This window comes from Paenibacillus sp. FSL K6-0276, from assembly GCF_037977235.1.
In the GTDB taxonomy this organism is placed as follows: Bacteria; Bacillota; Bacilli; order Paenibacillales; family Paenibacillaceae; genus Paenibacillus_AQ.
On record NZ_CP150276.1, the window covers coordinates 4,038,763 to 4,051,049 of the forward strand.

Consider the following 12,287-nt stretch of genomic DNA (forward strand, 5'->3'; position numbering starts at 1 on the left):
AAGGATAATTTATAGCGTAGAACATATAAATTCTTATATTTCAAAAAAGGACCTAAACGGGTCCTAACCCAACGATGGCATACTTTGGAGGAATATCTTCTGTAATCCACGGCTCAACCAGCTCGATTCCGTTATCTTTTTCAGCAGATACTAGATGGACCATCAATTCATCCCTATCATAAAAAGTTAGCGACTTGCGTTCCCCTATACTTACAATGGCTTCATGTGGAACTTCAAAAGAATCTAATCGACTAGTCCAATACGATAAGGCTTCATCGCTAGGAACAAGAAGGGAGAAAGAACTGATACTGTTCGTCCCTTTGCGAGTCTGACCTGCATTTGGCATTTCAAAAAAAGATACCTCGGTGCCAGGGGCGCCATTACGATTTCCATAAAATAGATGGTACATGGATGGATCATCTTGATTGACCGTTTTCTTTACAAGTCTCAGTCCCAGTACCTCTGTATAAAACCATAAGTTTTGTTTAGCGTCCTTAGTAAGCATGGAGACATGATGTTGTCCGTTTATGGGTTGTTGTTTCATTTTAAAAACCTCCTGTATAAGTTGTATTCAATTTGAGTTTACTAGTATACTGATGAGAAAAAAATAAGCTTTATTATCAATAAAGCTTTAGGATCACTACTGAATTCCTCGAGGGATTCGGTTCTCATCTTGACTATACCGATGGATCTTCTTAAGCATGCTGTAGAACACTTTCTTCTCCTCGTCCGTCAAAGGATCGAATAACGAAGCTTGGAAGTCCGATTGTAGGGGCAGTACCTTCTCAATAAGCGTTTGGCCCTTTTCCGTTAAAGTAATGTACTTCACTTTCCAATCCTGTTTGCGTTCGATTAATTCTTCTTTTTCTAATCGGCCTAACATATGCGATACTCCTCCTTTGGTAATAGTTAGGTGTTCTGCAATCTCCATCTGTGATACAGGCTGATGTATTAATATTTGTACTAATGTATCAAACTGATTGACACTCAAGTCAAATTGTTTCAAGAATTCATTGGAAAGATCGTTACTATTCTCATATACCCTGACAAGTCGCAACCAGATCAATAAGCTTAATTGGTTATCTTCAGTGAATCCATTGTTTCTCATTTGGTCACGTCCATCGTTTGTTATTTAGATAATGATTTGATTTATTAATATGAGTATACTAGTAAACTGATAAGAAGTCAAGCTCAGTAGAAATCCTACCTGCTTGCTAAATACCACTTCGGAATATAGGTTTGAAAATCATCATACCACTCCAGAACATTCTCCGCTCGGCTCAACATATTAGCAACTTCCTCTTCTCCGAATGAAATCGCCCAATGAATGCTCGACAACTGGTTGCTAGCGATGTATAAAGCCATCATTCTAAAGAACAGATCCGGGACGCCGTTATTAAAATATCCATGAATACGACCTGAGGCGAACTCTGCACTCATCATCGCACAAAATGTAATCCGATTAAATTCCTCCCAAGGATCACCATAATCAAACCTATTGAAATCAATAATCCCAAGTTCACCAGACTTCTTAACAATCATGTTTCCCACATGATAGTCACCATGCTGAAACGATTGAGGGCGTCCATCAAGTAGGTATCGATTCGCCTCTACAAACTGAATGACTTTATCTGCTCCCTTTAGAACAATGCCGCATGTTTTGTAGTTAGTGATGTATTTATCGATCTTCCTATTATAATAATCAGCCCAAGGCGCTTGATCATCTCCCGCAGGAATCTGATGCATAGATCTCAAGAACTGTCCCGCTGTCACTCCCAGCTGATATTGCTCTTCAGTACTAAGTGAAGGGATAATCTTTTCCGCATCTTCCCCCTCAATCCAAGTCAATAAGGAATATACGGTCTGACCACCATTGCATACCCCAAACTGAAGCGGTCTCGACATCAAAATATCTTTATGCTCCAGCTGTAGGATACCTTCGTATTCCCGTTTCTTCTGGTCATATAAGGAGATATCCGCCGTTCTCAGCAATAGTTCTCTGCCGCCAATGGTCTTAATATAGTATTTCTTATCCTTTGACCAGCCTTTATGAACCGGTTCAACGACTTCCCATGTAGAAGCATCCGGGATATCACTATAGAATGAAATCATTTCATAACCTCCTTTTAATTTAGATTGATTCATCAAATAGAAAATTTTTCTTAGAAGTTCATTTTATTCAATTGATGTAGGAACAACAATAGTGTATGATACATAGTATAAATCAAATACTGTATGACGCATAGCAAGTATAAACGCCTTCGGCATCCTTTCAAGGTCGGCAAGCGTTTAGACGAGGAATATAAGAACAATTTATAAGAGAAACTTATAAATCCTTATATTTTAAATTAATGAGGTGGGTGAATGAGTACTTTATTAAATTCTTTAATCACAGAGCTTAGAAGAGGCACGTTAACGCTAGCTGTTTTAAGTCAATTACGAACACCCCAGTATGGATATTCGCTTGTTCAATTATTGGAGGATTCCAGCATCACCATTGATCAAAGCACCCTATATCCATTACTTCGCCGATTAGAGAGACAGGAATTAGTGACGAGCAGCTGGGACACATCCGAGAGCAGACCCCGTAAGTATTATGTCTTAAGTGACTATGGCGTAGAAATTTTTTTACAGCTAAAGGAAGAATGGCTTAAGAATTCGAAAGAACTCTACGGCCTATTACAAGGGGAGGATGACCATGAATCTGATTGAAATTTACATCCATGAAGTGACTCGGAGGTTACCGGAACAAAATCGGGAAGATATCGCTTTAGAATTACGATCAACCATCGAGGATATGTTACCGGATGAATATGACGAAAAAGAGGTAAAAGCCGTCCTTGCAAAATTGGGCAATCCCGCTATTTTAGCTAGTGAGTATCGCGATCAGCCCATGTATCTCATCGGCCCACGCTATTTCGATTTATATGTTACGTTTTTAAAAATGATTATACCGATCGCTGTAGTTGTTTCTTTAATCGCTCTGGCTGCTGATTACTTGATTGGCTATAGCGGTGATAAAACAGTTGTGAATATTGTTACTACTGTTATAAGTACAGGAATTGGAACCATCCTTGAAGTAGGAATCCAAGTCTTTTTTTGGATAACTGTTGTGTTCGCTATTATCGAACGGGCAGATAAAGGAAAGGAAGGTCATCCACTTACAACAAAATTAAGTAAATGGACTCCTGATGATTTGAAGGATATCGCGCTTGTCCATAAGAAAAAAGCAATTACAAACTTCGAAGTGTTCGGAAGTTTAATGTGGATTGCCATTTGGGCTACTGTTTATTTTAACGCTGAACATTTGATCGGAGTCTATAGAGGGGGTGAAGGTGCGATTGATTTCGTTGCCCCAGTTTTTAATCAGTATGTGTTAATTGAATATTGGCCCGTCATTCTTGTTGTGATCGGACTTGAAGTCGCATTAGCTATTTATAAATTAATCAAGAAACAATGGACAAGAAGATTGGCCTTATGTACTACAGCTCTCGAGCTGCTTGGGATCATTGTATTCGCTGTTATACTAAGGAATCCAAATGTATTCAACCAAGATTTCATTTCGTACATGTCTGAATTATTTAGCATTAAGACTTATGAATTTGAAGCAGGGTTAGTTATCGGTGGAATCTCCTCATTAGTTTTAGTTGCAGCTCTTAATATATTTGAAGGCTTCCGCAAGGCCAGAATTTAATATTTTTAAGTGAAACAGATCCTAAGGTCAATGACCCTAGGATCTGTTCTCGTGAGAGGTCATATAAGTTAATAACAATTATGTAAAAAGCTCAAGCTCAATAACCGTATCCATCTCGTCGGGCAGTTTGGCCCCTTTTAATGTAATAAACGCGCCACCGTTGACATCCGAATATTCCTCAGCCATCCATGGTGCTTCTACCTTCAATTCCGTGCCATCTCGTAGTAATCTAGCCTTCTTAATCTTCCCTTTCAAGCCTTGGAAATAGATTGGACCAATTCCACGATCGTATACGTGAGCATACAACTTGTTGCCCTTTTGTGTATAACGGCCCCACTCTGGTTTAGTAAGCAAGGAACTGCCGCATCCATAAATACTGTCACCATTCAGACGCATCCACTCGCCCACTTCATCAAGGATTTCAAGTGATTCTCGTGTCATCTCACCTTTGGCATCTGGACCAATGTTAAGGAGCAGGTTACCGTTCTTGCTAATACATTCAACCATTGAGCGAATGACCTGCTGGGTTGATTTATAATTTTTATCTTCGGAGTGATAACCCCAGTTATCGTTAAGCGTAATGCATGCTTCCCAAGGAATGGATTGACCATTCACGTCAACAATACCGCCAGGAGGAATGATCTGCTCTGGAGAGAAGAAGTCTCCGGCATATTCTTCTGGCTCGGCTGCGCGGATATTCCCACCCAAACGATTGTCGATAATAATATCCGGCTGGATAGAGCGAATCATACGGATTAGCTCCGTTGCTTTCCATTTTTCCCCGGTCATATTGTCATAGGAGAAGTCAAACCACATGATGTCGATTTTGCCGTAATTCGTCAACAGCTCCTTCACTTGTCCATGCATATACTCCAAGTATCGATCAAAATCGATCGGCTTATCTTTAGCTGCTTCATTGTCCCGATCCGGATGCGCTTTATCACCATACCCAGGGTAATCATCATGATGCCAATCGATGATAGAGTAGTATAGACCTACAGCAATGCCTTCTGCCCGGAAAGCGTCTACATATTCCCGAACGAGATCACGTCTAGCAGGCGTGTTAGTCGCCTTGAAGTCTGTTAGCTTACTATCGAACAAACAGAATCCGTCGTGGTGCTTGGTCGTAAGAACCGCATACTTCTGCCCCACTGCTTTGGCTGCGCTGGCCCACTTCTTCGGGTCATATCGAGATGCGTCAAATTCATCGAAATACGTCATATAGTGCTCTCTACTCATTCGCTCGTTCCCGCGTATCCACTCACCTCGTGCTGGAATGGAATATAATCCCCAGTGAATGAACATACCGAATCTATCCTGCAAGAACCATCTCGTTCTTTCTTCTCTTGTACCCATCTCTTCAGCCCCTCCGTTTTCGATAGCTTTGATAAATAGTTAACCTAGCCTTGGGCGGTATGAAATAATGCCGCTGCGCCTATAAGACCTACATCATCCCTCAGCCCTGCTGATTCAATAGTATAAGTTCCTATATACGGCTTCATGACAAGTCCCTCTGTTTTCTCTCTCAGCGCTGGAAACAGTAGTTCACCAGCTTTGCTTACGCCTCCACCGATTACAATGCGATCAGGATTAAACGTATGTACCGCATTGGCTAATCCAATCGCCATATAATGAATCGTTCGCTCAATCACCTCAACAGCCACCGGATCTTTTAGTGCCATCGCTTCGAAGACATGTCGAGAATTAATCTTTTCAACACTTCTACTAGCCAGTTCCGTAATCATCGACGTTCTGCTCTCCATACTTCGCAGTGCCATGTCCCGAATCGCTGTACCCGAAGCAAATACTTCCCAGCACCCATATCTTCCACAGCTACATTCCGTTCCGTTCGGGTCGATAATATTATGACCGAGCTCTCCTGCAAATGAGTTCGTGCCGAGCAGCAGCTCACCATCCATGACAATTCCAGCTCCAATACCTGTGCTGAAGGTAACATACACCATATTGTTCGAGCCTTTGCCAGCTCCTCTTACATACTCGCCCCAAGCCGCTGCGTTCGCATCGTTTACCACTTTCACTTCTGTGCCAAGTTCTGACTCCATCCAACGTTTCAGTGGGACATTATCCCATTCAGGAAGATTGGTGCCGTGAATTACAATTCCATCCTGACTATTCACAGCTCCGGGAGATGCCAGTCCGACCCCAATCAGCGGTCGTCCTTCGGATACAGAGCGGATCATTCCGATCATTCGCTGCACCACCTCTTCCGCGGTGCGCGCGCCAGCTGTCTCCATTAATTCCCGATTCAACACGGTACCCTTTGAATCGAACAATGCTGCGGCAATTTTTGTTCCGCCTAAATCAATTCCTACTACATAGCTCTCAGCCTTATGCATAACCATTCACCTTTTCACTATCTATTATTAGCCGTTAGAATGAATATTCTCAGCTAACGCCCGCAGGGCTACTGGATCGATTGGCGACAAAGCGTCATTGCCAAGACGAACAGCCGATCCAAAATGTACTTCTGTGACTCCGGTCTGTTTAATAAATGATGTAATACCTTCTGGCTTCAAACCACTTCCAGCCAATATACTTATCGAACTACCTCTTGATTCCTCTACTAGCTTGCGCATAGCGGGAATGGCTTCAGGTGCCGGACCTGGTCCAGCAGAGGTAAGTATACGAGTGATTTGCGGGTAATTACAAAGCGTTCGATAACCTGCAATTTGGTCCTCCAGCTCATCAAAAGCACGATGGAAGGTGACTTGTAAGCCATCTGTCAACGGCAATAATGTTTCAAGCGCACGCTCATCGATCTTTTTTTCCGGTGTTAATGCGCCAAGAACGATTCCCGAAGCACCGCTGGCTGCAATCCGCCTGATCTCTGCAGCCATGGTCAAAATATCATACTTGGAATAGTTAAATGATCGACTGTGCGGACGGACCATAACAAAGACAGGAATACTAACCGATTTGGCCACCTGCTCCACCAATCCTATTCCTGGTGTTAATCCGCCTTCCGTAATGGCAGTAATGAGCTCCAGGCGATCTGCGCCATTCGCCTCAGCCGTCAGAGCATCATCCATACAAGTAGCGATGACTTCCAATCTCATAACTTTCCCCCACTCTTCCAGTTATTAATGATGCACTTGTTTCATGACATAATCGGCGAGCAGGCGTGCACCATACCCCGTTGCTCCAGCTTCTGAGTACCCCACATCCTGTTTGTACTGTACCGTCCCAGCCATATCAATATGAACCCAGCTCATCGATTCTGCTACAAAGCGCCGAATAAATAGGGCTGCTGTAATCGCACCTGCAAAGGGGGAAGTACTAACATTGCGCAGATCAGCGTAATTACTCCGAAGATCTGCTTCATATTCATCCATTAGCGGCATGGGCCACAATCGTTCTCCATTGCGCTCACCGATCTCAACCAGGCTCTGCGTTATATCGGCATCGCCCCATATACCCGCGATGCCTAATCCCAGCGCCGCACCGACATTTCCAGTTAGCGTAGCGATATCAATAGCTTGGTTGGCTCCGATATTCGCGGCATGAATAAGCGCATCCGCTATGATAAGTCGACCCTCACCATCCGTATTCGCAACCTGAACGGTTAGCCCGTTAGGGTAGCGGATAACAGACGAAGGCAACATTGCCTCTGCATCTGGCACATTATCAACGACTGGAATGAGTGCGGTCACATTTACATTAGCCCGCTTCCGTACCAAAATGTCCATAGCCCCAATAACAGCAGCCGCACCGCCCATATCCATGCGTGCATCGCTGATATCACTGGCCGTCTTCACATTCATGCCACCTAAGTCAAAGGTTACTCCTTTCCCCGCCAGTGCTAACATCGGCAATTCAGGGTTGCTCTCGTAACGGATTTCAACTAAGGCAGGAGAGTGCTTACTTCCTGCTCCAACTGCAAGCAATCCATTCATCTGAAGATCCACAAGCTCCTGTCCTCGATAGATATGAACTTTCAGTGCAGCATCATCACGGTCGAAAAATTCAGCCATCCATTCCGCGAAACCGTCAGGGTTCAGTGTCCCGGGCACCTCATTCACAAGATCGCGAGCAACTACTGCTCCTTCAGCGCGTATCTGTGCAGAAACCCGTACAGCTTCCAATTCAACCGAGGACAGCTCAGGCCAATCTATCGACTGAAGATGTAAATCAACGGAGCCTTCCACCTTGGTAGTTCCGCGATAAGTTTGGAAACGGTACAAACCCAGAGTCCAGCCTTCAATCCAAGCTTGTAATTCATCAGCAGCAGAAATATCACTATTCCCATCTACAGCCACTGATGATAGGCGAACTAGTGAAGCACTGATTCGCCCTTCCTTCAGAATTGCACGAGCAGCAGCTCCACCTGCTCGGCGGATCTTCTCAAGCGTAATATCCTTGCGCTTTCCCATTCCTACCGCTAACACGTCGGACTCTTCCTCAGAGCGAGCGTGTAACCAAGTCACACTGCAGCTCTGTTTGTGGGCCGCTCCCAGCTTAAAAGGAAAAGACTCCTCGTCATAAGCTAAATAGACAATAGTATCCGCCACATTAGCGGAATCGAATAAGATATTCATCGCTGTCCCTTCTTTTCCGTAAAGTTTACTCACAATTTCAGTTATCGCTCTAATTTCAGCATTTCTTCATCAAATAAATGACACGCAACCTCATGACCTGGTTCAACTTCTCGGGATATCGGCGCATGCTGCTTACAGATTTCCATACAGGAAGGACATCTCGTATGAAAACGGCAACCCGTCGGTGGATCAACCGGACTTGGAAGATCTCCCTTCAGAATAATGCGCTCCTTCTTTAAGGTAGGATCGGGCACAGGTACAGAAGATAGTAGCGCTTGTGTGTACGGATGCATTGGACGATCATACAAAGTATCTTTATCCGCCGTCTCTACGAGGGAACCAAGATACATGACACCGATTCGATCACTAATATGCTCAACAACACTTAGATCATGAGAAATGAATAAATACGTCAGGCCATACTCTTCCTGCAGATCCTGCAATAGATTCAGGACTTGTGACTGAATCGATACATCCAGTGCAGACACGGGCTCATCTGCCACGATTAAGCTTGGACGAACAGACAATGCGCGGGCGATCCCAATCCGTTGTCGCTGTCCACCGCTGAACTCAAAAGCGTAGCGCTCGGCGTGGAAACTATTCAATCCCACTGTCTCTAGTAACTCGCATGATAGTTTATCCCGCTCTTTGGTCGAAAGCTTTGTATGAATGAGCAGAGGTTCAGCGACAAGATCCTTCACCTTCATACGTGGATTAAGTGAAGCGTAGGGATCTTGGAACACCATCTGCATATCTTTACGAATAGGCCGCATTTGGTTGTCTGAGATATGGCTTATATTTTGACCCTTAAACCACACTTCACCGTCATTCGGTTTCAGCAAGCGAGTCACTAGTCTACCCGTAGTAGATTTACCACAACCACTCTCACCCACAAGGCTGAACGTTTCTCCTTTACGTATAGCGAATGAGATCCCATCCACTGCATGCAAATATCTAGTAGTTCCAAAAAAGCCCTTCTTCACCGAAAAAAACTTCATCAAACTTTTAACTTCAATTAGTGGAGTCTCCTTCACAAACGTTCCCCTCCTTCCGTGTTCTCCTGCTGTGTAAGCCAACAACGGCTCTTTCGCTCTAGTCCCTCAATCGGAAGTAACTCTGGCTCCTGCGAGAGACAACGCTCTGTGACAAACTCGCAGCGTGCCGCAAACTTACAACCTGCTGGCATTTGTGAAAGGTCAGGTACATTCCCTTTAATGGAATTCAAACGACGTACATTTTGACGCAGCTTCGGAACGGATTGAATTAAACCCTTCGTATATGGATGCTGCGGTCTTGCAAATAGTTCATAAACGGAAGCTTCCTCTACTACACGGCCAGCATACATAACGACTACACGGTCGCATAGTTCGGCTACTACTCCAAGGTCATGGGTAATGAGCAGCATTCCCATATCCTGTTCTTCTTTCAGGTGCTTCATTAGATCAAGGATTTGAGCTTGAATCGTTACGTCCAGCGCCGTTGTCGGTTCATCTGCAATCAGCAGCTTCGGGTGGCAAGACATAGCCATCGCAATCATGACGCGCTGCCTCATACCGCCAGAGAGCTGATGCGGATATTCATCCACCAATTCTTCCGCACGTGGTATGCCAACAAGCCGCAGCATATGAATAGCATGCTCACGGGCCTTCTTCCGACCATAACCCAAATGCAGCATAATCGGCTCCATCAATTGCAAACCAATCTTCAGCACAGGATTCAGCGAAGTCATCGGTTCCTGAAAAATCATCGCCATTTCATTTCCCCGTATCTGGCGCATCTCTTTGTCCGTTACCTTCGTCAGATCAGTTCCCTCGAAGCGAACAGAACCTCCTGAGATTCTGCCCGGCGTATCCTTAAGGAGTCGCATGATCGACAGTGAGGTTACACTTTTGCCACAGCCGGATTCTCCAACTAGACCCAGCACTTCACCTTTCTTAATCACAAAATCAACACCTGCAACTGCCGTTATACTTCCATCGCCGCGTTTGAACTCCGTTTTCAGCCCTTGTACTTCCAGCAAATTTTGAGTCATGTCTTGTCCCTCCTTAGTTTTTCATTTTGGGATCAAGAGCATCGCGCAGTCCGTCCCCGACCAGGTTAAATGCAAGTACAGTCAAAAAGATAGCGATCCCCGGAAAATAAACGATATGCGGAGCAATACTTAAATAATCACGGCCCATACTTAACATCGCGCCCCAATCGGGCTCCGTTGGCTTCGCGCCCATGCCAAGAAAGCTCAGTGACGCAGCGGCTAAGATTGCCCCGCCAATTTTCATGGATAGATTAACGATGATACTAGGGACTGTTTCAGGAAATATATGTCGCCAAATGATTCGGGGATTCTTTGCACCCATTGAACGGGCAGCTTCAACAAACAACGTTTCCTTCACAGACAATGTTACGCTCCGAATAATGCGGGCGAACAATGGTGTACCGAAGACTGCAACTGCAATCACAACGTTGGATAAACCAGGCCCGAGTATAGCAACAATCCCAATGGCAAGCAGTAAATCAGGGAATGAGAACAGTACGTCACTGCCACGCATAATAATCCGATCCAGCCAGCCGCCATAATATCCACTGACTAGACCAAGAATGGTTCCAAGTACACCCGCAATGAGCACAGAACTAAGACTGACCGCCAAAGTCAACCGTGTACCATCAATAAGGCGGCTTAGAATATCACGACCATATTCATCCGTTCCGGCCCAGTGAGCGGCAGATGGGCCCTGCATTAGTGCATCGTAGTTTGGTTCATCAGGATTATAAGGGGTCAGAAATGGCCCGAAAATGGCAATTAAAAAAAGCAATATGACAAAAAATGCAGCCAATAGGGGCATCTTTTGTTTACTGAACTTGCGAATAAAAACACCCACGCGGCCTTTCGTTTTCTCCGGGGCTATTACCTCTCCAGGTATAGGAGAATTAGTTCCCATTACCGCCGAATTGTCGCTCATGATATCCCTCCTAATCCTAAATTCACCCTAAATAAAACTATCGTATGTCTGTTTCTCGGTGGCATTTTAGCTACTGAGAAAACCTGATTTTCGGATTGAGTACGCCATATAATAAATCTACAATTAAATTGATAAGAATAAATTGTGTTGAAAACAGCAGTAGCAAAGCTTGAATAACTGTATAATCCCGGAACAGAATGGAATCTACCAGCAGTCTACCAAGACCAGGAATACTGAAAACTGTTTCAACCATTACCGAGCCACCAAGCAAGAACCCAAATTGAAGTCCAGCTACAGTAACGACCTGAATAAGAGAATTGCGCAGCGCATGCCTGCTGATAACAACATACTCGCGTAAGCCTTTCGCACGTCCAGTACGGATATAATCCTCCTGTAGCGTTTCTAGCATCGATGACCGTGAGTAACGAGCCAGCATCGACATAATCCCCATTCCAAGTGTAATGGAAGGAAGAATATAGGATTTCCAGGAATCTACACCGCCGGTCGGAAACCAGCCAAGCTCTACCGAGAAAATTTGAATGAGTACTAAACCTAACCAGAATCCAGGAATAGACATTCCCGAAATAGCTGTCAATGTGCCTAAGTGATCAGGCCATTTATTGCGATAAACCGCTGAAATAACACCGATTAAAAGACCAATGACAAGCGCCCAAGCCATACTTAGAAACGTTAGCCATAAAGTAGGCATGATTCTGCTTTCTAACATATCGGTGACCGGAATCCCTGAACGGATCGAATTACCCAGATTACCACTTAGTAGATCGCTCATGTAGTTTATGTATTGATTCCACAGCGGCAGATTGAGACCTAGTTGCTCTTGAATGCCATGAATCTCTTCAAGCGTGGCGTCTTTACCCGCAATAAGTCGGGCCGGATCGCCCGGAATTAAGTGAATAAACAAAAAGACTAGTACCGATACAATGAATAGCAACGGAATAACCCCGAGGAGTCTTTGTAAAGCATATCTACCCAACTCATAAGCCCCCTTCAGTATCGACAAATGATTTAGTTGAGGCCGCTTCCTACCATTCTTAAGAAGCGGCCTCGTTCAATTCTTGG

General features: G+C 44.4%; 13 protein-coding genes. 2 read left to right on the top strand and 11 right to left on the bottom strand.

The genetic code is table 11. From position 1 onward, the window contains the following. Positions 1–52: 52 nt before the first annotated feature. The 3 genes from MHH52_RS19040 to MHH52_RS19050 all read right to left on the bottom strand — a co-directional run bounded on the left by MHH52_RS19040 (position 53) and on the right by MHH52_RS19050 (position 2,112). On the bottom strand, positions 53–544 hold the full coding sequence (locus MHH52_RS19040; protein ID WP_340004034.1) for a VOC family protein: 492 nt from the start codon (positions 542–544) through the stop codon (positions 53–55). 96 nt (positions 545–640) lie between these two features. Then, on the bottom strand, positions 641–1,108 hold the full coding sequence (locus tag MHH52_RS19045) for a MarR family transcriptional regulator (protein WP_340004035.1): 468 nt from the start codon (positions 1,106–1,108) through the stop codon (positions 641–643). Between the two features lie 95 nt (positions 1,109–1,203). Then, positions 1,204–2,112: a phosphotransferase family protein gene (locus MHH52_RS19050; RefSeq protein ID WP_340004036.1), complete on the bottom strand. Its 909-nt coding sequence runs from the start codon at positions 2,110–2,112 to the stop codon at positions 1,204–1,206. A 252-nt stretch (positions 2,113–2,364) separates the two neighbouring features. On the opposite strand from MHH52_RS19050, the gene MHH52_RS19055 reads away from it, so the two are divergent. Further along, positions 2,365–2,712 carry a PadR family transcriptional regulator gene (locus MHH52_RS19055; RefSeq protein ID WP_340004037.1) on the top strand — a complete coding sequence of 116 codons (348 nt, stop codon included), beginning with the start codon at positions 2,365–2,367 and terminating at the stop codon, positions 2,710–2,712. Further along, positions 2,699–3,694 (top strand): hypothetical protein, encoded by a 996-nt coding sequence (locus tag MHH52_RS19060; RefSeq protein ID WP_340004038.1) that lies wholly within the window; start codon positions 2,699–2,701, stop codon positions 3,692–3,694. The genes MHH52_RS19055 and MHH52_RS19060 overlap by 14 nt, the downstream gene beginning before the upstream one ends. 78 nt (positions 3,695–3,772) lie before the next feature. Here the strand turns inward: MHH52_RS19060 and MHH52_RS19065 are convergent, their stop codons facing one another. The 8 genes from MHH52_RS19065 to MHH52_RS19100 form a co-directional block, all read right to left on the bottom strand. Continuing rightward, complete coding sequence (locus MHH52_RS19065) at positions 3,773–5,050, bottom strand: alpha-L-fucosidase (protein WP_340004039.1); 1,278 nt, start codon at positions 5,048–5,050, stop codon at positions 3,773–3,775. Positions 5,051–5,094: 44 nt separating this feature from the next. Further along, entirely contained in the window at positions 5,095–6,051 is a 957-nt protein-coding gene (locus MHH52_RS19070) for an ROK family protein (RefSeq protein ID WP_340004040.1), read from the bottom strand. 27 nt (positions 6,052–6,078) lie between these two features. Then, a complete protein-coding gene (locus MHH52_RS19075) occupies positions 6,079–6,771 on the bottom strand; it encodes a copper homeostasis protein CutC (protein ID WP_340004041.1) in 693 nt (230 codons plus the stop codon). Positions 6,772–6,795: 24 nt separating this feature from the next. Continuing rightward, positions 6,796–8,250: a leucyl aminopeptidase family protein gene (locus MHH52_RS19080; RefSeq protein WP_340004042.1), complete on the bottom strand. Its 1,455-nt coding sequence runs from the start codon at positions 8,248–8,250 to the stop codon at positions 6,796–6,798. Positions 8,251–8,291: 41 nt separating this feature from the next. After that, positions 8,292–9,284: a dipeptide ABC transporter ATP-binding protein gene (locus MHH52_RS19085; RefSeq protein WP_340004043.1), complete on the bottom strand. Its 993-nt coding sequence runs from the start codon at positions 9,282–9,284 to the stop codon at positions 8,292–8,294. Continuing rightward, on the bottom strand, positions 9,281–10,282 hold the full coding sequence (locus MHH52_RS19090; protein WP_340004044.1) for an ABC transporter ATP-binding protein: 1,002 nt from the start codon (positions 10,280–10,282) through the stop codon (positions 9,281–9,283). The genes MHH52_RS19085 and MHH52_RS19090 overlap by 4 nt, the downstream gene beginning before the upstream one ends. A 13-nt stretch (positions 10,283–10,295) precedes the next feature. Continuing rightward, the gene (locus MHH52_RS19095) at positions 10,296–11,207 is read right to left on the bottom strand and encodes an ABC transporter permease subunit (protein WP_340004045.1); all 912 of its coding nucleotides are present in this window, start codon (positions 11,205–11,207) and stop codon (positions 10,296–10,298) included. Between the two features lie 70 nt (positions 11,208–11,277). Continuing rightward, positions 11,278–12,201, bottom strand: coding sequence for an ABC transporter permease subunit (locus MHH52_RS19100; protein WP_340009739.1), 924 nt, complete (start codon positions 12,199–12,201; stop codon positions 11,278–11,280). Between the last annotated feature and the right edge of the window lie 86 nt (positions 12,202–12,287).